The organism is Mycobacterium sp. NGS54 (genome assembly GCF_059812465.1).
The window spans coordinates 862,518-884,196 of sequence record NZ_JCALCS010000001.1 but is presented as its reverse complement, the minus strand read 5'-3'; the positions used below and the strand labels follow the sequence as shown (position 1 = coordinate 884,196).

Genomic DNA, 21,679 nt, shown 5'->3' with positions numbered 1-21,679 from the left:
TCGACGGCGGCGAAAATTGTGGTGCTTGCGAGGCAACCGTGACGAACGAGCCATCAAATTCGACCGCTCGGTGAACAACCCAGAAAAAAATAATTTTGTAGGGTCAACAATTGGTGCACGCCAGGTGAATTCGTCCTACCATCAGCCAGTGCCCGTACTCGGCGAATTAGCGACGATGGCGTCGAGCCAGCTATTCGGCACCTCGCCGTCGTTAATGGTCCCGCTGGGGTCGACCGAACAACACGGTCCGCACCTCCCGGTGGACACCGATACCCGGATTGCGGCGGCGGTCGCGCGCGGGGCCAGGGCCCGCCTGCAGCAGGACTGGTTGGTGGCGCCGGCCATCGCCTACGGCGCCAGCGGCGAGCACCAGGACTTCGCCGGAACGATCTCGATCGGCACCGAAGCGCTGACCGCGCTGCTGGTGGAGTACGGCAGGTCAGCGGCCTGCTGGGCCCCGCGGCTCGTCTTCGTCAACGGCCACGGCGGCAACGTCGGCGCGTTGCGCGGCGCGGTGAGCACGCTGCGCGCCGAGGGCCGCGACGCCGCATGGTGCCCCTGCGTCGCCCCCGGCGGCGACGCCCACGCCGGCCATACCGAAACATCGGTATTGCTCCACATCTCGCCGGCCGACGTGCTGACCGACCGGTGGCTCACCGGCAACCGGGCGCCGTTGGGAGACCTGCTCCCCTCGATGCGCCGCGGGGGCGTCGCGGCGGTCAGCCGGGTCGGGGTGTTGGGGGACCCGACCACCGCGACGGCCGCCGAGGGCAAGCGCATCTTCGCCGAGATGGTCGACGACTGTGTCCGTCGAGTCGCCCGGTGGTCGCCCGGGCCCGACGGGATGATCACATGACCGCTACCCGGTTGCCGGACGGGTTCGCCGTCCAGGTCGATCGCCGCGTGCGGGTGCTCGGCGACGGCTCCGCCCTGCTGGGCGGCTCCCCGACGCGCCTGCTGAAGTTGGCTCCCGCCGCGCAGAGCATGCTCTCCGACGGCCGGCTGAAGGTTCGCGACGACGTCAGCGCCCAGCTGGCCCGCACCCTGCTGGACGCCACCGTGGCGCATCCCCGGCCGGCGGGCGGCCCGTCGCACCGCGACGTCACGGTGGTTATCCCGGTGCGGGACAACGTCTCCGGGGTGCGCCGCCTGGTCAGCTGTCTGCGAGGGTTGCGCGTCATCGTGGTCGACGACGGTTCGGTCCCCCCGATCGAGCCGGAGGACTTCATCGGCGCGCACTGCGACGTCGAGGTGCTGCGCCACGCCCACAGCAAGGGTCCGGCGGCGGCGCGCAACACCGGGCTGGCCGCCTGCACCACCGACTTCGTGGCGTTTCTGGACTCCGATGTCACGCCGCGCCGCGGCTGGCTGGAGGCCCTGCTCGGTCACTTCTGCGATCCGACCGTCGCCCTGGTCGCGCCGCGCATCGTGGGTCTGTCGCACAGCGAGAACGTGGTGGCGCGCTACGAGGCGGTGCACTCGTCCCTGGACCTGGGGGAGCGCGAAGCCCCGGTCCTGCCCCACAGCACGGTGTCCTACGTTCCCAGCGCGGCGATCATCTGCCGCCGCTCGGCCATCCGCGGCGTCGGCGGGTTCGACGAGACGATGCAGTCCGGCGAGGACGTCGACCTGTGCTGGCGGCTCATCGAAGCGGGCGCGCGGCTGCGTTACGAGCCGATCGCGCAGGTGGCCCACGATCACCGCACCGAGCTACGGGATTGGCTCGCGCGCAAGGCCTTTTACGGCGGTTCGGCGGCCCCGCTGTCCGTTCGCCACCCGGACAAGACGGCCCCGGTGGTGATCTCCGGCTGGGCGCTGATGGCCTGGATCCTCGTCGCGTTGGGGACGAGCCTCAGCCAGCTCGCCTCGATCGTCGTCGCGCTGCTCACGGGACGGCGGATCGCCAAGGCGATGCGCGGCGCCGACACCTCGCTGGTGGACGTCCTCACGATCGCGACCCGCGGACTGTGGTCGGCGGCGCTGCAGCTGGCGTCGGCCCTGTGCCGGCACTACTGGCCGCTGGCCTTGGTCGCGGCCATCCTGTCGCGCCACTGCAGACGGGTCGTGCTGGTGGCCGCCGTCATGGACGGCGTGGTGGACTGGCTGCGCCGCCGGGACGCCACCGGCGACGACGCCGAACCCATCGGGCTGCTCACCTACGTGCTGCTCAAGCGGGTCGATGACCTGGCCTACGGCCTCGGGCTGTGGTGGGGTGTGGTGCGCGAACGCAACGTGCGCGCGCTCAAGCCGCAGATTCGCACCTAACCGCTTTGACCGTGGCCGCCCCGCACAGCGATGTGCTGATCGTCGGCGCCGGCAGCGCTGGATCCGTTGTTGCCGAACGCCTTTCCGCCGACCCCACCCGCACCGTCACCGTCCTGGAGGCCGGGCCCGCGCTCGCCGACCCGGAGTTGCTGGCCCTGACCGCCAACGGGTTGCAGCTGCCGATCGGGGTCGGCAGCCCCCTGGCCCGGCGCTACCTGACCACGCTGACCGATCGGCACGCCCTCAAGCTGCCGATCGTGCGCGGGGCCACCGTCGGCGGGTCGGGCGCGATCAACGGCGGCTACTTCTGTCGCGGCTTGCCGCGCGACTTCGGTCGCGCCGCGGCTCCCGGCTGGGCGTGGCCGGATGTGCTCGAGCACTTCCGCGCCATCGAGACCGACCTCGATTTCGACGGGCCCGCACACGGTCAGTCCGGGCCCATCGCGGTGCGCCGGACACGCGAAATGACCGGTACCACGGAAACATTCATTGCGGCGGCCGAGCGCGCCGGATTCCCGTGGATCGAGGATCTCAATGACGCCGGGCCGGAACTGGTTTCGGGCCTGGGCGCGGTCCCGCTGAACATCGTCGACGGGGTGCGCACCGGCTCCGGGGCCGCGTACCTGCTACCGGCGCTTGGGCGGCCCAACCTGACATTGCTGGAGCGGACCCACGCGGTGCGGCTGCGTTTCGCGGGCGCCGCCGCGGTGGGCGTCGACGTGGTCGGCCCGCAGGGCCGGGCGACGCTGTCCGCCGACCGAATCGTGTTGTGCGCCGGCGCCATTGAGTCGGCCCACCTGCTGATGCTGTCCGGCATCGGCGACGAAGCGATGCTGCGCGCCGTGGGCGTTCCGGTGGTGGCGCCGCTGCCGGTCGCGACGTCGTTCAGCGACCACCCGGAGTGGGTGTTGCCGACGAACTGGGCCGTGGCCCCGGGCCGGCCCGTGGTGGAGGTCGTGCTCAGCACCGCCGACGGGATCGAGATCCGGCCGTACACCGGCGGATTCGTGGGGATGACCGGCGACGGCACCGCGGGCCACCCCGACTGGCCGCACATCGGGGTGGCGCTCATGCGGCCGCGGGCGCGCGGCCGCATCACGCTCGTCTCACCGGACCCAGACGTGCCGCCGCACATCGAGCATCGTTACGACAGCGAGCCCGACGACGTCGCCGCGCTGCGCCGGGGCAGTGAACTGGCCCGCGAGTTGGCCGGTGTCGCAACGTCTGTCGGGTCGCCGGTGTGGTCGACGTCGCAACACCTGTGCGGCACCGCGCCGATGGGCGCCGTCGTCGACCCGCGCTGCCGGGTGTTGGGCATCGAAAACCTTTGGGTGATAGACGGTTCCATCCTGCCCGCGATCACGAGTCGCGGTCCGCACGCGACCATAGTGATGGTCGGCCACCGCGCGGCGGAATTCATCGAATGAGTTGAGGCTACGGGGAGAAGACCACACCGTCCGCGCCGGGTACGCCGATGAGCAAGCCGCCCTGGCCGCCGACGCCGGGCGGGTTCGTGCCGGCGGTGAAGCCGTTTCCCCCGTTGCCGCCTAACCCGATCAGCTGGGCGTTGCCGCCGTTGCCGCCGGCGCCGTCTTGGGCCGTGCCGAAACCGCCGTTACCGCCCGCGCCGCCGTTGCCGATCGGGGCGGCGTTGCCGCCCCCGCCGCCGCTGCCGCCGGTAACCCCGGTACCGCCGGAACCGCCGGCCCCGCCCGTGCCGAACAGTCCGCCCGTCCCGCCTTGCCCGCCCACGCCACCGAGGCCGGCGGGGTTGCTCCCCCCGACACCGCCGGCGCCGCCCACGCCACCGAACAACCCACCGGCGCCGCCGCTGCCCCCCGCACCTCCGCCCGCGCCGCCCGCCCCACCGGTCCCGCCGACACCGCCGAAAAAGCCGCCGGCCCCGCCGTTACCGCCCTTTGCGCCGGTGGCGCCGTACCCGCCGTTCCCACCGCTACCCCACAACCAGCCGCCGTCGGCACCGTTGGCTCCCGTGTTGGGCTTCCCGTTGGCGCCGTTACCGATCAGCGGGCGCCCCGTCAACAACACGCTGGGCGTGTTGATCACGTTGAGGATGTCCTGCTCGATGGTCTGCAGCGGGGTGGCGTTGGCCGCCTCGGCGAGCGAATATTGCGACGCGCTGCCACCCATCAGCTGCACGAACTGTTGGTGGAACGATTCCAACTGGGTGCTCAGTGCCTGGTACTGCTGGGCATGCGCCCCGAACACCGACGCGATGGCGGTGGACACCTCATCGGTGCCCGCCGCGACGATCTCGGTGGTCGTGCCCGCCGCCGCGCCGTTGGCCTGCCGCAGCGCGGCGCCGATTCCGGCCAAATCCCCTGCGGCTGTTTGCATCACGTCCGGTGCCGCGATCAGAAAGGTCATTTCACGCGCTCCCAACTTGAGTTTGCTGGAGCTAATGCTAGACCCGCCGCAACAGCGCAATGCCGATTTCGCCGGATGGCTTGCGGCTCCGAGCGGGAGCCCGCGAATCAGGCCGAGTAGGGGTGCATCTCGATCGGCGCGCCGGTCGCCGCCGGTTGCTCCTCATGGGAAGCGGCCGCGGCCGTCGGGGAGTAGGGCGGTGTCGCCGGGGAATAGTTCGGGGTTGCCGCCGGCGCCGCGGTGAGCGGCGTGGTGACCGGCATCGCCTGCGCGGCCGTCACCGGAGAGATTGCCGGGGTTTCGATCGGCGCCTCCACCGGCGCCGCCGCCACCGGCGCGCCAACGGGTGCGGGTGTGGCGACTTCAGCCGGCACCGCGGCGGCCGGCGTGCTTGCCGGTGCAAGCGGCGCGACCGCCGGCGCCACCGCCGGCGCCGCCGCGAGCGGCGTGCCGGTCGGCGCCAGCGCGACCGGTGCCGCCGGAGCCGGAGTGACCGCCGCCGCCAGGGGCGTCGCCGGTGCGGCCGGCGCCGCGCCACCGGCGGGTCCCGCCGCCGCGGGCACTCCCGCCGCCGCGGAGCCCGCCGAGGCCGCGGTGCCGGCCAGCGGTTGCGCGGTCGAGAGCGCCTGCCCGGGGACATTGCCCGCCACCATGTTCTGGACGGTTTGCAGGGGAGAGGCGTTCGCCGCCTCGGTGAGGGCGTATTGCTCGGCGCCGGCGCTCATCAGCTGGACGAACTGGCTGTGGAAGGCCTGCGCGGCGGCGCTTAGCGCCTGATAGACCTGGGCGTGCGCGTCGAACAGGCTCGCGATGCCGGCGGACACCTCGTCGGCGCCCGCGGGTGCCACGCTGGATACCGGGCCCAAAGCGGCGGAGTTTGCGTCGCTGATCGCGGATCCGATGTTCGCCAAGTCCAATGCGGCGTTAGCCACATATTCGGGCGCTGCGATCACATACGACATTCGGCTCCCCCGGCTGTCTCGACGTCGTCCGCCTCCCCATCACGGACACCGCTTCGCGCAGAGTATCGCCCATCCGGGGTCGCCCGAGGCGTTTTCAGCGGATCTTCAGCATGCATTCGCCGGTAACCCACGAGCCGGCGCACCAGACTCATCTGCCGCCCGTCGCGGCCCGGAGCCCACAGCCCGATCAGGATCGCGGCGACGGCGACGATCACGGCCAGGACCGTCGTCGAGGCGTGCATCGCCGTCATGAACGCGGCTTTGCTGGCCTCGGCCAGCTGGCCACCCTGCGGCCCCAACTTCCCGGCCACCTCGACGGCCTTGGCCAGCGAATCGGTCGCGGGGCCGCGCACCGGGTCGGGGAACCCCGCCAACCTGGGTGCGAGCTCGTGCGAGTAGCGCCCGGCCAGTATCGAGCCGGCCACGGCGATCCCCAGGGCCCCGCCCATCTCTCGCGACGTGTCGTTGACCGCGGACGCGACGCCCTGCTTTTCGTCGGGGACCGCACCCATGATCGCCGAAGTCGTTGGTGCGGTGCAGAATCCGATGCCGGTGCTCAGGATCAGCGTGGGCCACGCCAACTCGAGGAAACTCGAATGGAGGTCGAGCGTGCACATGCACAGGAAGCCGATCGCCATCGTCAACGTGCCCACGAACAGCACCAGCCGCAGGCCGAACTTCGGCACATACCAAAACGACAGCGCCGAGAAAATGCCGAGCGGGACCATGAAGGGGCCGAACGCCACCGCCGTCATCAGCGGGGAGTAGCCCATGATCTGCTGCACGTACTGCATGCCCAGGTAGAAGAAACCGAACGTGCCGCCGAACAGGATGACGATCGTCGCCACCCCGGCGGCGAAACTGGGATCGCCGAAGAGTCGGACATCCAGAAGCGGGTGGCGCGTCCGTAGTTCGACGACGCAGAACACCGCCGCGATGGCCGCCCCGGCGACGAGCCCGCCCCAGATCAGGGGATCGCTCCAGCCGCGGTCGGGCGCTTCCAGGATCGCGGCAACCGCGATCGCGACGGCCGCGCCGATCAGGACCGCGCCCAGCGAATCGATCCGTGGCGCGTCGTGCTCGCGCGACGACGCGACGGTGCACGCCAGCGCGAAGATCGCCAGCCCGGCGACGCCCAACGACCAGAAGATCGCATGCCAGTCCCAAAAGCGAAGCAGCAGGCCGGATCCGAGCATGCCCAGCACCCCGCCGGAACCGGCGGTGCCGGCCCAGATCCCGACGGCCTTGATCCGGTCCTCCTTCGGATAGGCCACCGTCAGCAGCGACAGCGTCGCGGGCATCACGAAGGCCGCGCCGACGCCGGCGACCGCCCGGCCCGCGATGATCTGCAGCGGGCTGTGCAACAGCGCCGGCGCGGCCGACCCGAAGGCGAAGATGACCAAACCGATGAGCAACGCGCCCCGCCTGCCGTAGCGGTCGCCGATCGCCCCGGCGGGCAGCAGCAAGCAGGCCAGCGCCACCGTGTAACCGTCGACGATCCAGGTCAGCTGCGACTGGGTCGCCGAGGTGGTGACGGCGAGATCCCCCAGCGCGGTGTTCAGCGCCGTCATCGACGCGACCACCAGCCCGACGCCCATGCAGGCGACGGTCAGGGTCCAAGTTCGGGCCCGGGGACTACCCCCGAGGCGCGCTACATCAGTACGCTGATCAGGCCGTACCAGCGCTTCGACCATATAAATGCGCCTCCTAACGGGGGCGTAGACATACTTTCGAGACTATTGGTCTTGTAGGTAGACCGATAGTCTCGGTTCCAAACCGGGAGGTAGCTCACAATTACCGGCGCAAGTACCGATCCCCGTCCAGCGCGGTCCAGGGCCCGTTTGCTCGAGGCCGCCGCCGCGCTGCTGCGATCGGGGGGTCCCAGCGCGGTGACCGTCGATGCGGTCACTCGTAGCGCCAATGTAGCGAGGGCGACCCTGTATCGCCATTTCCCGAGCGGAAATGATTTGCTGGCAGCGGCATTCAACAGCCTGATACCGCCGCCGCCGATGCCGCCCGCCGACGGTTCACTGCGCGATCGCCTTATCGGGCTGGTGCTGGCCCAGGCCGAGACCGTGGCGCAGGCGCCGGCCCTCCTGACGGCCATGTCGTGGCTGTCCCTGGGCCGCGACCTGGATGTGTTGCCCGAACCTCAGCACCTCGGCATGGGCGATGGCGGCGCGATCAGCACCCTGCGAGAGCGCATCGCCCAGCAGTACGCCGCGCCGTTCGACGCGGTTTTCGACAGCCCCGAGGCCGCCGCCGAACTGGGCGAGGTCGACCGGTCGCGCGCCATCGCGATGTTGATCGGCCCGCTGGTACTGGGGCGGCTGTCGACCCTGCCCGACTTCGACTATCGGGAGTGCGCCCGGGCCTCCGTCGACGGTTTCCTGCACGTGCAGCGGGCCCAGCAGAGGGCCGACGCGGCGGCCACGGAATCGGCCGGCGCCTGAGTCCCGGCGACGTTTGCCCGGGATTTGGCCAAACCCATGATCTGAGGCATACTGTTCGGGTTGCCTTGCGCCGGGTTCTGCCTGGCCGGGCATACGACCAGCGCCCAACCGGGCGCGTCCGGTCTCATCCTCGGAGCGCGACTTAATTTTGGCCGCGAACGAGGCTGCGTGAGGGTGACACGCCCGACCGCGGGGGCCGGTGGACCACGACAGGTAAACAGCGGCGCAATACCGGCGCGACGCTCGACCGGCCCGAGATTGGGCCGCCGATTGGCGCGCCGGGGCACCAGGCCCGAATACGGGCTTTAACAGGAGTGAGGGTAGGAGAAAGCGTGGCGGGACAGAAGATCCGCATCAGGCTTAAGGCCTACGACCATGAGGCCATCGACGCATCGGCGCGCAAGATCGTCGAGACCGTCGTCCGCACGGGTGCCAGCGTCGTAGGTCCGGTGCCGCTGCCGACCGAGAAGAACGTGTACTGCGTCATCCGCTCCCCGCACAAGTACAAGGACTCGCGGGAGCACTTCGAGATGCGTACGCACAAGCGGTTGATTGACATCCTCGATCCGACGCCGAAGACCGTCGACGCGCTGATGCGCATCGACCTTCCGGCCAGTGTCGACGTCAACATCCAGTAGGAGATCCAGAACTCATGGCAAGAAAAGGCATTCTGGGTACCAAGCTGGGCATGACGCAGGTGTTCGACGAGAACAACCGGGTTGTGCCGGTGACGGTGGTCAAGGCCGGCCCCAACGTGGTGACCCGCATCCGCACGCCGGAGCGCGACGGCTACAGCGCCGTTCAGTTGGCGTACGGCGAGATCAGCCCGCGCAAGGTGAACAAGCCGGTGACCGGTCAGTACACGGCGGCGGGCGTCAACCCGCGCCGCTTCCTGGCCGAGCTGCGGCTGGACAACCCCGACGCCGCCGCCGAATACGAGGTCGGCCAGGAGCTGACGGCGGAGATCTTCGCCGACGGCGCGTATGTCGACGTGACCGGCACCTCCAAGGGGAAGGGCTTCGCCGGCACCATGAAGCGGCATGGCTTCCGCGGCCAGGGCGCCAGCCACGGTGCCCAGGCGGTGCACCGCCGGCCGGGTTCCATCGGAGGCTGCGCCACCCCGGCGCGGGTCTTCAAGGGCACCCGGATGGCCGGCCGGATGGGCAACGACCGGGTGACCGTGCAGAACCTGTTGGTGCACAAGGTCGATACCGAGAACGGCGTGCTGTTGATCAAGGGTGCGGTCCCCGGCCGCACCGGCGGACTCGTGATGGTTCGCAGCGCGATCAAACGAGGTGAGAACTGATGGCTCTCAAGATCGAAGTCAAGACGCCGGACGGCAAGGTCGACGGCTCCGTCGAGCTGCCCGCCGAATTGTTCGACGCCCCGGCCAATATCGCGTTGATGCACCAGGTGGTCACCGCGCAACGGGCGGCCGCCCGGCAGGGCACGCACTCGACCAAGACGCGCGGCGACGTCAGCGGCGGCGGTCGCAAGCCCTACCGGCAGAAGGGCACGGGACGCGCCCGCCAGGGTTCGACCCGGGCGCCGCAGTTCACCGGTGGTGGCACCGTGCACGGCCCGAAACCACGGGACTACAGCCAGCGCACGCCCAAGAAGATGATCGCCGCGGCGCTGCGCGGCGCCCTCTCGGACCGGGCGCGCAACGGGCGCATCCACGCGGTCACCGAGTTGGTCGCGGGCCAGACCCCGTCGACCAAGAGCGCCAAGGCATTTCTGGCCACGCTGACCGATCGCAAGCAGGTGCTGCTGGTCATCGGCCGCGCCGATGAAACCGGTGCGAAGAGCGTGCGCAACCTGCCCGGCGTGCACGTCCTGGCGCCCGACCAGCTGAACACCTACGACGTGCTGCGCTCCGATGACGTGGTGTTCAGCGTCGAGGCCCTCAACGCCTACATCTCCGCCAACACCAGTTCCGCCGAGGAGGTTTCGGCCTGATGGCGACCATCGCTGACCCCCGCGACATCATCCTGGCGCCGGTCATCTCCGAGAAGTCCTACTCACTGTTGGACGACAACGTGTACACGTTCGTGGTGCACCCCGACTCGAACAAGACGCAGATCAAGATCGCCATCGAGAAGATCTTCTCCGTCAAGGTCGCGTCAGTGAACACCGCGAACCGGCAGGGCAAGCGCAAGCGCACCCGGACCGGATACGGCAAGCGCAAGGGCACCAAGCGCGCCATCGTCACCCTGGCCCCGGGCAGCAAGCCGATCGACCTCTTCGGCGCACCGAGCTAGCCGAGCGCGAGAGAAAGACCTGATTAGACATGGCAATTCGTAAGTACAAGCCGACGACTCCGGGTCGCCGCGGCGCCAGCGTGTCCGACTTCGCCGAGATCACCCGTTCGGAGCCGGAGAAGTCCCTGGTTCGCCCGCTGCACGGGCACGGTGGACGCAACGCCCACGGCCGGATCACCACCCGGCACAAGGGTGGCGGCCACAAGCGCGCCTACCGGGTGATCGACTTCCGTCGTAACGACAAGGACGGCGTCAACGCGAAGGTCGCGCACATCGAGTACGACCCGAACCGCACCGCCAACATCGCGCTGCTGCATTTCCTGGACGGCGAGAAGCGCTACATCATTGCCCCGCTTGGGCTCTCGCAGGGCGATGTGGTGGAGTCGGGCCCCAACGCCGACATCAAGCCGGGCAACAACCTGCCGCTGCGCAACATTCCGGCCGGTACCTTGGTGCACGCCGTGGAGCTGCGCCCGGGTGGCGGCGCCAAGCTCGCACGCTCGGCCGGGTCGAGCATCCAGCTGCTCGGCAAGGAGGGCAGCTACGCGTCGCTGCGGATGCCCAGCGGCGAGATCCGCCGCGTCGACGTGCGCTGCCGCGCCACGGTCGGCGAGGTGGGCAACGCCGAGCAGGCAAACATCAACTGGGGCAAGGCCGGTCGCATGCGGTGGAAGGGCAAGCGCCCGTCCGTCCGTGGTGTCGTGATGAACCCGGTCGACCACCCGCACGGCGGTGGTGAGGGTAAGACCTCCGGTGGTCGCCACCCGGTCAGCCCGTGGGGCAAGCCGGAGGGCCGCACCCGCCACCCGAACAAGCAGAGCAACAAGCTCATCGTCCGACGCCGGCGCACCGGCAAGAAGCACTCGCGGTAGGAGTAGCAACCTATGCCACGCAGCCTGAAAAAGGGACCGTTCGTCGACGACCACCTGCTCAAGAAGGTGGACGTGCAGAACGAGAAGAACAGCAAGCAGGTCATCAAGACCTGGTCTCGCCGGTCGACGATCATTCCGGACTTCATCGGCCACACCTTCGCCGTGCACGACGGGCGCAAGCACGTCCCGGTATTCGTCACCGAGGCGATGGTGGGCCACAAGCTAGGCGAGTTCGCCCCGACGCGGACCTTCAAGGGGCACATCAAGGATGATCGGAAGGCCAAGCGGCGATGACCACAACTGAGTTTCCGTCCGCGGTCGCCAAGGCGCGGTTCGTGCGGGTGTCGCCGACCAAGGCGCGCCGGGTGATCGACCTGGTGCGCGGCAAGTCGGTGGAAGACGCGCTCGACATCCTGCGCTGGGCGCCGCAGGCCGCCAGCGAGCCGGTGGCCAAGGTGATCGCCAGCGCCGCGGCCAACGCGCAGAACAACAACGGCCTGGACCCGGCGACGCTGGTGGTCGCGACCGTGTACGCCGACGAGGGACCGACGGCCAAGCGCATCCGTCCGCGCGCCCAGGGCCGCGCGTTCCGGATTCGCCGGCGCACCAGCCACATCACGGTCGTGGTGGAAAGCCGGCCCGCCTCCGGCGAGCGGTCGGCGAAGTCCACGCGGGCGCGTCGCGCCGAGGCCAGCAAGGCGGCGGCGAAGGCGCCGGCCAAGAAGGCACCGGCCAAGAAGGCGCCGGCCGCCAAGAAGGCCCCGGCAAAAAAGGCCCCGGCCAAGGCTTCTGAGGCTTCTGAAGCGAAGGGAGGCTCAGACTAGTGGGCCAGAAGATCAATCCGCACGGCTTCCGGCTCGGCATCACCACGGACTGGAAGTCCCGTTGGTACGCCGACAAGCAGTACGCCGACTACGTCAAGGAAGACGTCGCGATCCGGCGGCTGCTGTCCACCGGCCTGGAGCGCGCCGGCATCGCCGACGTGGAGATCGAAAGGACCCGGGACAGGGTTCGCGTTGATATCCACACCGCGCGTCCCGGGATCGTCATCGGCCGCCGCGGCACCGAGGCCGACCGGATCCGGGCCGACCTGGAGAAGCTGACCGGCAAGCAGGTCCAGCTCAACATCCTCGAGGTCAAAAACCCCGAATCGCAAGCACAATTGGTGGCGCAGGGCGTCGCCGAGCAGTTGAGCAACCGCGTGGCGTTCCGCCGCGCCATGCGCAAGGCCATTCAGTCGGCGATGCGGCAGCCCAACGTCAAGGGCATCCGGGTGCAGTGCTCCGGCCGCCTCGGCGGCGCGGAGATGAGCCGCTCGGAGTTCTACCGCGAGGGCCGGGTGCCGCTGCACACGCTGCGCGCCGACATCGACTATGGCCTGTACGAGGCCAAGACCACCTTCGGCCGCATCGGCGTGAAGGTGTGGATCTACAAGGGCGACATCGTCGGCGGCAAGCGCGAATTGACCGCCGCCGCCCCGGCGGGTGCCGACCGTCCGCGCCGCGAGCGGCCGTCGGGCACGCGTCCGCGGCGCAGCGGGGCGTCGGGCACCACGGCGACCAGCACCGAGGCCGGCCGCGCCGCGGGTGCGGAGGACCAAGCAGCGCCTCCGGCCGAGGCCGCGCCGGCCCCCGAACCGCAGAGTACGGAGAGCTGAACCATGTTGATTCCCCGCAAGGTCAAGCACCGCAAGCAGCACCACCCGCGCCAGCGCGGCATCGCCAGCGGCGGGACGCAGGTGAACTTCGGTGACTACGGCATCCAGGCGCTCGAGCACGCCTACGTGACCAACCGGCAGATCGAGGCGGCTCGTATCGCGATCAACCGGCACATCAAGCGTGGCGGCAAGGTGTGGATCAACGTCTTCCCCGACCGCCCGCTGACCAAGAAGCCCGCCGAAACCCGGATGGGTTCGGGTAAGGGCTCCCCCGAGTGGTGGGTGGTCAACGTCAAGCCGGGCCGGGTGCTGTTCGAGCTCAGCTACCCCAACGAGCAGACCGCCCGGGCGGCGCTCACCCGCGCAATCCACAAGCTGCCGATCAAGGCACGCATCGTGACCCGAGAGGATCAGTTCTGATGGCACTGGGCATTTCGCCGGGCGAACTGCGCGAGCTCACCGACGACGAGCTCGCCGACCGCCTGCGCGAATCCAAGGAGGAGCTGTTCAACCTGCGCTTCCAGATGGCGACCGGGCAGCTCACCAACAACCGCCGGCTCCGCACGGTGCGTCACGAAATCGCGCGCGTTTACACCGTGCTGCGCGAACGAGAACTGGGCCTCGCTAGCGGACCCGACGGAACCGACGGAACTAAGGATTCGTGATGGCAGAAGCTAAGAAGGCGCCCGAAAAGACCGCGCCCAAGAAGACCGCTCCCAAGAGCACCGACGCCGCGTCGAAAGACAAGGGCCCCAAGCACACTCCGGCCAACCCGAAGACCCGCGGGCGGCGCAAGGTGCGCATCGGCTATGTCGTGAGCGACAAGATGCAGAAGACCATCGTGGTCGAGCTGGAAGACCGCATGCGGCACCCGTTGTACGGCAAGATCATTCGGACCACCAAGAAGGTCAAGGCGCACGACGAGAACAGCACCGCCGGCATCGGCGACCGCGTCTCGTTGATGGAGACGCGCCCGACGTCGGCCACGAAGCGCTGGCGGCTCGTCGAGATCCTCGAGAAGGCCAAGTAGCCCGGACCCAACCGGCCCTAACCCGCGGTCCTCACCGCGATGCCGTCGAGCAGCTGTCCCAACCCGGAGCGGAACTCGGCGCGGTGGTCGGCGTCCGCGCCATCGAAAGCCCCCGCGTTGAGCGCCGCCGACAACGCCGGGAATCGGTCTGCATCGATCACCCGACGCAGCAGGGCGGGGTAGTGGGGACCGTCGACCGGCGCGGCCTCGATCGCCAGCGCCGCGGCGCCGCGAACGAAATGCAGCACCGCCATGACCGCGGCCAGCTTGTCGCGCTCGGCCAACGCCGTATCACCCAGCGTCGCGAGCCCGGCGTCCAGCCACGCCAACTGGCCCGGATCGGCGGGAGGCCCGGCCGACGCCGCCTGCAACACCCACGGATGCCGGTGATACACGTCCCATAGCCCCGTGGCCCAATCGGCAAGAGCACCACGCCAATCCGCTGGGTCCGACGGCGCGGGGGGCGGCCCCGGTGCCGTCGACAGCATGAACGTGACCAATTCGTCCTTGTTGGCCACATGGCGGTACAGCGACATGGTGCCGCAGCCCAGCCGCTCGGCCAGCCGGGCCATCGACAGGGCGCCCAGCCCGTCGGCGTCAGCCAGGTCCACGGCCGCGGCGACGATGCGCTCCCGATTCAGACCCCGCGTCCGACGGCCGCGGGCGGGCTCGCGCCAGAGCACCTCCAGGGCGCGGGGCAGATCCTCGTCGGACATCACCTCAAGCCTAATCGAGTAGACCGACCAACGCGTATGACATACGCTATGCGTATGACATACGCAAAATTGGCTCCCGCTCTGGCCTTGGTGGTCGTCGCATTCCTCGCCTACTCCCTGCCGCCGTACTTCACCGGGCGGACGCGGGTGCCGCCCACGTTCGCGCTGCACTACCCGCTGCTGGTGGGCCACGTGATGTTCGCGAGCGTCGCGATGGTCGCCGCCGTGCTGCAGCTCTGGCCCGGGCTGCGGACCCGACGACCCGCGCTGCACCGACGCGTGGGACGGATCTATTTCGGGGCCGCCACCGCGGCCGCCGTATGCGCGATGGCCATCGGGGCGGCGACGCCGTTCGGCCCGCTCTTGGCGGTCAGCAACATCTTCCTGGCGTCACTGTGGCTGTGGTTCACGATCAACGGCTACCTCACGGCGCGGCAGCGCCGGTTCGCCGAACACCGTCACCACATGATCACCAGCGCGACGCTTGCGCTGTCGATCATCACCAACCGGATCTGGACGCCGATCCTCTTCGTCTCGCTGCAGCCGTTGCGCGACAGCGTCTTTAGCGGCAATGCGGAGCATTACCTGTGGTTCGTCGCCGGTCTCGGCGCGTGGCTGGGGTGGACGGTTCCGTTCTTGACCGTGCGATGGTGGCTGCGTCGCAAACCGGTAGCGCCGTCGCCGATTTCTCAGCCAACGCACACATCGCGGGTGTAATCTCCGGGCGACCTGAATCGAGCGCTATCCACCCCGGGGCGAGGCTGGCATGACAACGGAATTCAACGGCAAGATCGAGCTCGATATCCGCGATTCCGAGCCGGACTGGGGCCCCTACGCGGCGCCGACGGCGCCGGAGAACTCGCCGAACATCCTTTATCTCGTCTGGGACGACACCGGGATCGCGACGTGGGACTGCTTCGGCGGCCTGGTCGAGATGCCCGCCATGACGCGCATCGCCGACCGCGGCGTGCGGTTGTCACAGTTTCACACCACCGCGTTGTGCTCGCCGACGCGAGCGTCCCTGCTGACCGGGCGCAACGCGACCACGGTCGGCATGGCCACCATCGAGGAGTTCACCGACGGCTTCCCCAACTGCAACGGACGGATCCCCGCCGACACCGGGCTGATCTCCGAGGTGCTCGCCGAACACGGCTACAACACCTACTGCGTCGGCAAGTGGCACCTGACGCCGTTGGAAGAGTCGAATCTGGCGGCGACGAAACGACATTGGCCCACCTCGCGCGGATTCGAGCGGTTCTACGGGTTCATGGGCGGCGAGACCGACCAGTGGTACCCCGACCTGGTGTACGACAACCACCCGGTCAACCCGCCGGGCACCCCGGAAGACGGCTACCACCTCTCCAAGGACATCGCGGACAGGACCATCGAGTTCATCCGCGATGCCAAGGTGATCGCGCCGGACAAGCCGTGGTTCAGCTATGTGTGCCCCGGCGCGGGCCACGCCCCGCACCACGTCTTCAAGGAATGGGCGGACCGCTATGCCGGCAAGTTCGACATGGGCTACGAGCGCTACCGCGAGATCGTCCTGGAAAACCAGAAGGCGATCGGAATCGTGCCACGCGACACCGAACTGTCCCCGGTGAACCCGTACGCCGACGTGAAGGGACCCAGCGGCGAACCCTGGCCCATCCAGGACACCGTGCGGCCGTGGGACTCGCTGGGAGACGAAGAAAAGAAGCTGTTCAGCCGGATGGCCGAGGTGTTCGCCGGTTTCCTGAGCTACACCGACGCCCAGATCGGCCGCATCCTCGACTATCTCGAGGAGTCCGGGCAGCTGGACAACACCATCATCGTGGTGATCTCCGACAACGGCGCCAGCGGTGAGGGGGGACCCAACGGGTCGGTCAACGAGGGCAAGTTCTTCAACGGCTACATCGACACCGTCGAGGAGAGCATGAAGCTCTTCGACCACCTGGGCGGGCCCGAGACGTACAACCACTACCCGATCGGGTGGGCGATGGCGTTCAACACGCCATACAAGCTGTACAAGCGCTACGCCTCGCACGAGGGCGGCATCGCCGACACGGCGATCGTCTCGTGGCCCAACGGCATTGCCGCGCACGGCGAGGTCCGCGACACCTACGTCAATGTCTGCGACATCACCCCGACCATCTACGACCTGCTCGGGATGACGCCGCCGGACACGGTCAAGGGCATCCGCCAGAAACCCCTGGACGGCGTGAGTTTCAAAGCGGCCCTTGCCGATCCGAAGGCCGACACCGGCAAACGGACCCAGTTCTACACCATGCTCGGCACCCGCGGGATCTGGCACGATGGCTGGTTCGCCAACACCGTCCATGCCGCCACCCCGGCGGGCTGGTCGCACTTCGACGCCGATCGCTGGGAACTGTTCCACATCGAGGCGGACCGCAGCCAATGCCACGACCTCGCCGCCGAGCAACCCGAGAAGCTCGAAGAGCTCAAGGCGCTGTGGTATTCCGAGGCCGCCAAGTACAACGGGCTGCCCTTGTCGGACCTGAACATCATCGAGACGATGATGCGCTCGCGGCCCTACCTGGTCGGCGAACGGTCCAGCTACACCTACTATCCCGACTGCGCCGACGTCGGCATCGGGGCCGCCGCCGAGATCCGGGGGCGCTCGTTCGCCCTGCTGGCCGACGTGACCGTTGACACCACCGGCGCCGAGGGCGTGCTGTTCAAGCAGGGTGGCGCCCACGGCGGGCACGTGCTGTTCGTCCAGGACGGGCGGTTGCACTACGTCTACAACTTCCTCGGCGAGCGTCAACAGCTGGTTTCCTCCGCCGGCCCGGTGCCGCTGGGCCGGCACCTGTTTGGGGTCCGCTACGAGCGGACCGGAACGGTTGAGAACAGCCACACCCCGCTCGGTGACCTGACACTGTTCGTCGACGACGACGTTGTGGGCACGCTGCCGGACGTGACAACCCACCCCGGGACCTTCGGGCTGGCGGGGGCCGGCATCACCGTCGGGCGCAACGGCGGCTCGAGGGTCTCCAGCCGCTACAAAGCGCCGTTCACGTTCACTGGCGGCACCATCGCCGAGGTCACCGTCGACTTCTCGGGCAGGCCGTACGAGGATGTGGAACGGGAACTCGCGCTTGCGTTTTCGCGCGACTGAGCTGGCGGTCGGCCTGCTCTGTCTGGCAACGGGCGTCGTCGTCGGTTGCGAGAAGACCACGGGCGGCACCGCCATCCGACCCAGTGCGCCCAGGCTGTCCGACCCGGCCGAGCCGGTGCCCGGCGTCCAAGTCACGGTGCCCGACCACATCCCGCCCAACGCCGTGGCGTGCTTTCCGTCGCCGTCCGCCAGCGGGACCCTGGCCAGGGCCTGGGTGCCGGATCCGGTGGCGCCGGTGATCCTCCTGCCCCTGCCCGACGGCTGGGACTCGACCCGCGGCGCCGGGGACGTGGCGCTGACGTCGACCGGTCCCGACGGCATGTCTTTGCGGGTGACGATCGCGCCGACGGACCTCGATCCCGGCGGGGCGTTCCTGCGCTACACCGCCGACCTGCGCACCAAGAAACCCGGCGGCACCCTCACCGTGACGGCCGCGCAGTTCTGCGGTTACAGCAGCCAGGTGCTGTCCGGCACCGTTCCGGGCGGGGTCGACTTCGCCGACCGCATCACCCACATCTGGACCAACACCAAGGCCTACCTGGTGGCCGTCCAGCTGGACGGGCCGGCGGGCGCGCCCGGTTTCGACGCGGTGAAATCCACGGTGATGCAGCAATTTGCCGTCGTCATCCCCTGAAAAAGAGCGGTTTCAGGACCGGCGGCCGGTAGCATCTGGCCCAGTGATGCCCCAATGACCACCGAAGCACCGCCGCCGCCGGCGCCACCCGAGGCGCGAGGACCGCGCCTTGCGATCGCGTTCGGGATCATCGTCGCCCTGATCGTCATCTACGTCCTGTCGCTGATCGCCGTGCACCTGCTGGCGAAATCGGCGCCCCCGCTGCCCTCGGTGGACCTGAGCAAGGTCGAGGCCGACGACAGCGTCGTGCAGGTCCGTCTCGAGAAACTGGATACCGTCGCCAACCGCTTGACGGTGAACGTCCTTGTCTATCCGAAGGATTCGCTGTACGACAAGAACTTCGGGGTGCTCACCACCGACGCGGCCGTGCGCCTGTACCCGGAGAACGACCTCGGCGACTTGCAGTACCCGGTCGGGAAGGCGCCTGCGCAGGTCAGCACCACCATCGAGGCCCACGGCGATCCCGGCAACTGGCCCTTCGACACCTACAGGACGGAGGTCATCGCGGCCGACGTGTTCACCGGCTCCGGGCAGAACCGCGATAAGTCACCCGCGCGCCTCGAGGCGACCGGAAAGCTCGACGGCTGGGACGCCACCGTCACCCGCGTCCATGACCCCTCGGACTCCAACCCGGACGTCCAGGACGACGTGATCATCACCCTGAAGCGCGCCAAGGGCCCGCTGATCTTCGACATCGGAATCTGCCTCGTCCTCATCGCCCTGCCCGTGCTGGCGTTGTGGGTGGCCATCCCGGTGGCGTTGGGCAGAACCTCGTTCCTGCCGCCGATGGTGACGTGGTACGGCGCGATGCTGTTCGCCATCGTCCCGCTGCGCAATATCCTGCCGGGCAGCCCGCCGTACGGTTCGTGGATCGACCAGGCCGTCGTGCTCTGGGTCCTGATCGGACTGGTCACCGCGATGGCCCTGTTCCTCTCCGGCTGGTGGCAGCAACGCGATCGAAGATCGCCGAAGAAGGGCTGACCGCCTACTCCGCGACCGCCGCGCCCGCCGAGCTGATGGCGTCGACGGCGCCGGAGACCCGCGACTGGAAGTCGGGCGGCAGCGGGATGTAGCCGTTGCGGGCCAGCTCCACCTGGCCCGGCCCGATCGCCGCCTGCAGGAACGCCTTGACCGCCCTGGCGTCGTCGGCGTTGGGGTACCTCGAGCAGACGATCTCGTAGGTGGCCAGGACGATCGGGTAGACGTCGGGTTGGGCGGGGTTGTAGAACGACGAAATGTCGAGCACGAGGTTGTTGCCGGCGCCCGTGATTTTGGCGCCCATGATCGTCTTGCCGACCGTGTCGGTGCCGATCCGCACCGGACGCAGGGACCGGCGGCTCGCCGGGGTTTTGATCTCGGCGGCGAAAAGACCCTGCTGCAGCGCAAACGACAACTCGTTGTAGCCGATCGCGCCCTCGGTGGTTTTCACGAGCTCCGAGGTGCCCTTGTTGCCGGCGGCGCCGATGCCGACCCCACCGTTGAACGTCTTGCCGGTGCCCTGTTTCCACGCCCCGCCGGACGCGGACTGCAGGTAGTCCTGGAAGTTGTCGGTCGTGCCGGACGCGTCGTTGCGGTAGATGACTTTGATGTCCTCCGCCGGCATTGATGCGTTGAACGCGGTAAGCGCCGGGTCGTCCCAGCGCGTGATGGTGCCGTTGAAGATCTTGGCCAGGGTGGGCGCGTCGAGCACCAGGGAGTCGACGGCGCCGAGGTTGTAGGTGATGGCCAGCGGGCCGAACACCACCGGCAGGTTCCAGGCGTCGGCTCCGCCGCACCGCTGTTTGGCGGCGGCGTATTGATCGTCGGCAAGCGGTGTGTCGGATCCGCCGAAATCGGTCTTGCCCGAAAGGAATTCGCTGATTCCGGCGCCCGACCCGTTGGCGGTGTAGTTGAGGTTCTGTCCCGGGCAGGCCCGGTGGTACGCCTCGACGAACTTCGTCATCGCATTCGCCTGCGCGGTGGAGCCGCTGGCGATCAGGGTCTGTTTGCCGCCGCAGTCGACCTTGGCGCCCGCGGCATACGCCAGGGTCGCGTGGGAGTTGGTACACGCCGAGCTCACCATCGCGGCCGCCGCCAGCAAGCTGATGGCGCTGGCTGAGCGCTTGTGCTTCACGGTGATTGCCTCCAGGCGGGGATACACCTCAGACTTCTACAGCCACCGAATTAACAGGCAAACCAACAACGGATGAACGGGTAATCAATTGGGGGGCCGCCGGGTTTCGCTGGGTGGCGAACAACGGTTCGGCGGGTTGACGCAAATTACCTGATTGATGAAGTAAATTTCGACCCGTCGCGCTGACACGACCGGTTCGCTACGATCAATCCGCGCATGGCCCGCCGAGTTGCCGCAATCCAACGGAGGTGTCGACCGATGACCCATCAAGCCCCACCGGCTCCGCCGCCTCCAACACCACCGGAGCAACCGGCCGCCGCACCGCCCAAGGCGCCCCCCGCTCGAGGCCGCCGGCGCTCGCTGTTGGTGATCGGCATCCTGGTGGCGTTCCTCGTCGTCTACGGCCTGTCGCTGTTCGGGGTCCATTTGCTGGCCAAATCGGCGGCACCGATCAAGCCGCCGGATTTGAATGCGACCAACGACACCGTCGTGTTGGTGCGGCTGGAGAAGCTGGAAACCGTCGCGAATCGCCTCACGGTGAAGGTGCTCGTGATTCCCGAGGACTCCATGTTCGACAAGCGCCTCGATGTGCTGAAGACCGACACCGCCGTGCGGATGGACCCCGCGAACGACCTGGGCGACCTGCAATACCCGGCGGGGAAGTCGCCGGCGCAGGTCGCCACCACGATCGAGGCGCACGGCGATCCCAACAACTGGCCGTTCGACTCCTACAGCACCGACACCCTGTCGGCGGAGGTGCTCGTCGGGCAGGGCGACGCCCGCCAGTACATACCGGCCCGGGTGGAAGTGACCGGGGCGCTGGACGGTTGGGACGTCAGCGTCCAGCGGGTGGGTGAGGCAAGCCAGGAGGCTGACCGCCCCGACAACGTGATCATCACGTTGCACCGGGCCAAGGGGCCGCTGATCTTCGACCTGGGCATCTGCCTGGTGCTGTTCGCCCTGCCCACCCTGGCTTTTGCCGTGGCCATCCAAATCGCGCTGGGCAGAAGGAAATTCGTGCCACCCTTCGTGACCTGGTTCGCCGCCATGCTGTTCGCCGTGATCCCGATACGCAATTTCCTGCCGGGGTCTCCGCCGCCGGGTGCCTGGATCGACCAGGTCTTGGTGATCTGGGTGCTGATGGCGCTGGTCGCCGCGATGGCCCTGTACATGTTGACCTGGTACCGACAATCGGACTGAGGCCCGTCCT

Annotated in this window: 25 protein-coding genes; 20 read left to right on the top strand and 5 right to left on the bottom strand. The window is 68.7% G+C overall.

Annotation, left to right across the window (positions count from 1 at the left end; translation table 11 throughout):
• The first annotated feature begins 124 nt into the window (after positions 1–124).
• The 3 genes from mftE to mftG are packed head-to-tail and all read left to right on the top strand — an operon-like array spanning position 125 to position 3,692.
• A complete protein-coding gene (mftE, locus tag AC5Y5E_RS04405; RefSeq protein WP_499901715.1) occupies positions 125–856 on the top strand; it encodes a mycofactocin biosynthesis peptidyl-dipeptidase MftE in 732 nt (243 codons plus the stop codon).
• Positions 853–2,265 (top strand): mycofactocin biosynthesis glycosyltransferase MftF, encoded by a 1,413-nt coding sequence (mftF, locus tag AC5Y5E_RS04400; protein ID WP_499901714.1) that lies wholly within the window; start codon positions 853–855, stop codon positions 2,263–2,265. The genes mftE and mftF overlap by 4 nt, the downstream gene beginning before the upstream one ends.
• Before the next feature lie 5 nt (positions 2,266–2,270).
• Complete coding sequence (mftG, locus tag AC5Y5E_RS04395) at positions 2,271–3,692, top strand: mycofactocin dehydrogenase MftG (RefSeq protein WP_499901713.1); 1,422 nt, start codon at positions 2,271–2,273, stop codon at positions 3,690–3,692.
• A 7-nt stretch (positions 3,693–3,699) separates the two neighbouring features.
• Here mftG and AC5Y5E_RS04390 read toward each other — a convergent pair whose 3' ends face one another.
• The 3 genes from AC5Y5E_RS04390 to AC5Y5E_RS04380 form a co-directional block, all read right to left on the bottom strand.
• Entirely contained in the window at positions 3,700–4,653 is a 954-nt protein-coding gene (locus tag AC5Y5E_RS04390; protein WP_499901712.1) for a PE family protein, read from the bottom strand.
• Between the two features lie 107 nt (positions 4,654–4,760).
• The gene (locus AC5Y5E_RS04385; RefSeq protein WP_499901711.1) at positions 4,761–5,615 is read right to left on the bottom strand and encodes a PE family protein; all 855 of its coding nucleotides are present in this window, start codon (positions 5,613–5,615) and stop codon (positions 4,761–4,763) included.
• Complete coding sequence (locus AC5Y5E_RS04380) at positions 5,603–7,309, bottom strand: MFS transporter (protein ID WP_499901710.1); 1,707 nt, start codon at positions 7,307–7,309, stop codon at positions 5,603–5,605. The genes AC5Y5E_RS04385 and AC5Y5E_RS04380 overlap by 13 nt, the downstream gene beginning before the upstream one ends.
• 195 nt (positions 7,310–7,504) lie before the next feature.
• Between AC5Y5E_RS04380 and AC5Y5E_RS04375 the strand changes: the two genes are divergently transcribed.
• The 12 genes from AC5Y5E_RS04375 to rpsQ all read left to right on the top strand — a co-directional run bounded on the left by AC5Y5E_RS04375 (position 7,505) and on the right by rpsQ (position 13,888).
• Complete coding sequence (locus AC5Y5E_RS04375) at positions 7,505–8,068, top strand: TetR/AcrR family transcriptional regulator (RefSeq protein ID WP_499901709.1); 564 nt, start codon at positions 7,505–7,507, stop codon at positions 8,066–8,068.
• 332 nt (positions 8,069–8,400) lie between these two features.
• Positions 8,401–8,706: a 30S ribosomal protein S10 gene (rpsJ, locus tag AC5Y5E_RS04370; protein ID WP_003873519.1), complete on the top strand. Its 306-nt coding sequence runs from the start codon at positions 8,401–8,403 to the stop codon at positions 8,704–8,706.
• A 14-nt stretch (positions 8,707–8,720) separates the two neighbouring features.
• Entirely contained in the window at positions 8,721–9,374 is a 654-nt protein-coding gene (gene rplC, locus AC5Y5E_RS04365) for a 50S ribosomal protein L3 (RefSeq protein WP_067012928.1), read from the top strand.
• Positions 9,374–10,027, top strand: coding sequence for a 50S ribosomal protein L4 (gene rplD / locus AC5Y5E_RS04360; RefSeq protein ID WP_499901708.1), 654 nt, complete (start codon positions 9,374–9,376; stop codon positions 10,025–10,027). Before rplC ends, rplD begins: the two co-directional genes overlap by 1 nt.
• Positions 10,027–10,329 carry a 50S ribosomal protein L23 gene (gene rplW, locus AC5Y5E_RS04355; RefSeq protein ID WP_067012931.1) on the top strand — a complete coding sequence of 101 codons (303 nt, stop codon included), beginning with the start codon at positions 10,027–10,029 and terminating at the stop codon, positions 10,327–10,329. Before rplD ends, rplW begins: the two co-directional genes overlap by 1 nt.
• 29 nt (positions 10,330–10,358) lie before the next feature.
• Positions 10,359–11,201, top strand: coding sequence for a 50S ribosomal protein L2 (gene rplB, locus AC5Y5E_RS04350; protein WP_085190746.1), 843 nt, complete (start codon positions 10,359–10,361; stop codon positions 11,199–11,201).
• A 12-nt stretch (positions 11,202–11,213) separates the two neighbouring features.
• A complete protein-coding gene (rpsS, locus tag AC5Y5E_RS04345) occupies positions 11,214–11,495 on the top strand; it encodes a 30S ribosomal protein S19 (protein ID WP_025738376.1) in 282 nt (93 codons plus the stop codon).
• Complete coding sequence (gene rplV, locus AC5Y5E_RS04340) at positions 11,492–12,025, top strand: 50S ribosomal protein L22 (RefSeq protein ID WP_499901707.1); 534 nt, start codon at positions 11,492–11,494, stop codon at positions 12,023–12,025. The genes rpsS and rplV overlap by 4 nt, the downstream gene beginning before the upstream one ends.
• Positions 12,025–12,858, top strand: a complete 834-nt coding sequence (gene rpsC / locus AC5Y5E_RS04335) for a 30S ribosomal protein S3 (protein ID WP_499879145.1) — start codon at positions 12,025–12,027, stop codon at positions 12,856–12,858. The genes rplV and rpsC overlap by 1 nt, the downstream gene beginning before the upstream one ends.
• 3 nt (positions 12,859–12,861) lie before the next feature.
• A complete protein-coding gene (gene rplP / locus AC5Y5E_RS04330; protein WP_499901706.1) occupies positions 12,862–13,278 on the top strand; it encodes a 50S ribosomal protein L16 in 417 nt (138 codons plus the stop codon).
• Complete coding sequence (gene rpmC / locus AC5Y5E_RS04325; RefSeq protein ID WP_499901705.1) at positions 13,278–13,523, top strand: 50S ribosomal protein L29; 246 nt, start codon at positions 13,278–13,280, stop codon at positions 13,521–13,523. The genes rplP and rpmC overlap by 1 nt, the downstream gene beginning before the upstream one ends.
• Positions 13,523–13,888 (top strand): 30S ribosomal protein S17, encoded by a 366-nt coding sequence (rpsQ, locus tag AC5Y5E_RS04320; protein ID WP_499901704.1) that lies wholly within the window; start codon positions 13,523–13,525, stop codon positions 13,886–13,888. Before rpmC ends, rpsQ begins: the two co-directional genes overlap by 1 nt.
• A 17-nt stretch (positions 13,889–13,905) precedes the next feature.
• Here rpsQ and AC5Y5E_RS04315 read toward each other — a convergent pair whose 3' ends face one another.
• Entirely contained in the window at positions 13,906–14,604 is a 699-nt protein-coding gene (locus AC5Y5E_RS04315) for a TetR/AcrR family transcriptional regulator (RefSeq protein WP_499901703.1), read from the bottom strand.
• 48 nt (positions 14,605–14,652) lie between these two features.
• On the opposite strand from AC5Y5E_RS04315, the gene AC5Y5E_RS04310 reads away from it, so the two are divergent.
• From AC5Y5E_RS04310 to AC5Y5E_RS04295, 4 genes are read left to right on the top strand one after another with little or no spacing between them, the layout of a single operon-like run.
• On the top strand, positions 14,653–15,321 hold the full coding sequence (locus AC5Y5E_RS04310; RefSeq protein ID WP_499901702.1) for a DUF2306 domain-containing protein: 669 nt from the start codon (positions 14,653–14,655) through the stop codon (positions 15,319–15,321).
• Between the two features lie 49 nt (positions 15,322–15,370).
• Positions 15,371–17,722: an arylsulfatase gene (locus tag AC5Y5E_RS04305; protein WP_499901701.1), complete on the top strand. Its 2,352-nt coding sequence runs from the start codon at positions 15,371–15,373 to the stop codon at positions 17,720–17,722.
• Complete coding sequence (locus AC5Y5E_RS04300; protein WP_499901700.1) at positions 17,703–18,356, top strand: hypothetical protein; 654 nt, start codon at positions 17,703–17,705, stop codon at positions 18,354–18,356. The genes AC5Y5E_RS04305 and AC5Y5E_RS04300 overlap by 20 nt, the downstream gene beginning before the upstream one ends.
• 54 nt (positions 18,357–18,410) lie before the next feature.
• Entirely contained in the window at positions 18,411–19,337 is a 927-nt protein-coding gene (locus tag AC5Y5E_RS04295) for a DUF4436 domain-containing protein (protein WP_499901699.1), read from the top strand.
• A gap of 4 nt (positions 19,338–19,341) precedes the next feature.
• Here the strand turns inward: AC5Y5E_RS04295 and pstS are convergent, their stop codons facing one another.
• Entirely contained in the window at positions 19,342–20,469 is a 1,128-nt protein-coding gene (gene pstS / locus AC5Y5E_RS04290; RefSeq protein ID WP_499901879.1) for a phosphate ABC transporter substrate-binding protein PstS, read from the bottom strand.
• 258 nt (positions 20,470–20,727) lie between these two features.
• Between pstS and AC5Y5E_RS04285 the strand changes: the two genes are divergently transcribed.
• The gene (locus tag AC5Y5E_RS04285) at positions 20,728–21,669 is read left to right on the top strand and encodes a DUF4436 domain-containing protein (RefSeq protein ID WP_499901698.1); all 942 of its coding nucleotides are present in this window, start codon (positions 20,728–20,730) and stop codon (positions 21,667–21,669) included.
• Positions 21,670–21,679: the final 10 nt, after the last annotated feature.

Bases quoted from the DNA above. Each gene is read 5' to 3' on its own strand.
- mftF (WP_499901714.1), top strand. From the start codon at position 853: ATGACCGCTACCCGGTTGCCGGACGGGTTCGCCGTCCAGGTCGATCGC.
- AC5Y5E_RS04315 (WP_499901703.1), bottom strand. From the start codon at position 14,604: ATGTCCGACGAGGATCTGCCCCGCGCCCTGGAGGTGCTCTGGCGCGAG.
- AC5Y5E_RS04295 (WP_499901699.1), top strand. From the start codon at position 18,411: ATGACCACCGAAGCACCGCCGCCGCCGGCGCCACCCGAGGCGCGAGGA.
- AC5Y5E_RS04305 (WP_499901701.1), top strand. From the start codon at position 15,371: ATGACAACGGAATTCAACGGCAAGATCGAGCTCGATATCCGCGATTCC.
- rplP (WP_499901706.1), top strand. From the start codon at position 12,862: ATGTTGATTCCCCGCAAGGTCAAGCACCGCAAGCAGCACCACCCGCGC.
- AC5Y5E_RS04310 (WP_499901702.1), top strand. From the start codon at position 14,653: ATGCGTATGACATACGCAAAATTGGCTCCCGCTCTGGCCTTGGTGGTC.
- rpsS (WP_025738376.1), top strand. From the start codon at position 11,214: ATGCCACGCAGCCTGAAAAAGGGACCGTTCGTCGACGACCACCTGCTC.
- rpmC (WP_499901705.1), top strand. From the start codon at position 13,278: ATGGCACTGGGCATTTCGCCGGGCGAACTGCGCGAGCTCACCGACGAC.
- AC5Y5E_RS04380 (WP_499901710.1), bottom strand. From the start codon at position 7,309: ATGGTCGAAGCGCTGGTACGGCCTGATCAGCGTACTGATGTAGCGCGC.
- rplD (WP_499901708.1), top strand. From the start codon at position 9,374: ATGGCTCTCAAGATCGAAGTCAAGACGCCGGACGGCAAGGTCGACGGC.
- rplB (WP_085190746.1), top strand. From the start codon at position 10,359: ATGGCAATTCGTAAGTACAAGCCGACGACTCCGGGTCGCCGCGGCGCC.
- rplV (WP_499901707.1), top strand. From the start codon at position 11,492: ATGACCACAACTGAGTTTCCGTCCGCGGTCGCCAAGGCGCGGTTCGTG.
- rpsQ (WP_499901704.1), top strand. From the start codon at position 13,523: ATGGCAGAAGCTAAGAAGGCGCCCGAAAAGACCGCGCCCAAGAAGACC.
- rplW (WP_067012931.1), top strand. From the start codon at position 10,027: ATGGCGACCATCGCTGACCCCCGCGACATCATCCTGGCGCCGGTCATC.
- rplC (WP_067012928.1), top strand. From the start codon at position 8,721: ATGGCAAGAAAAGGCATTCTGGGTACCAAGCTGGGCATGACGCAGGTG.
- AC5Y5E_RS04390 (WP_499901712.1), bottom strand. From the start codon at position 4,653: ATGACCTTTCTGATCGCGGCACCGGACGTGATGCAAACAGCCGCAGGG.
- AC5Y5E_RS04385 (WP_499901711.1), bottom strand. From the start codon at position 5,615: ATGTCGTATGTGATCGCAGCGCCCGAATATGTGGCTAACGCCGCATTG.
- AC5Y5E_RS04285 (WP_499901698.1), top strand. From the start codon at position 20,728: ATGACCCATCAAGCCCCACCGGCTCCGCCGCCTCCAACACCACCGGAG.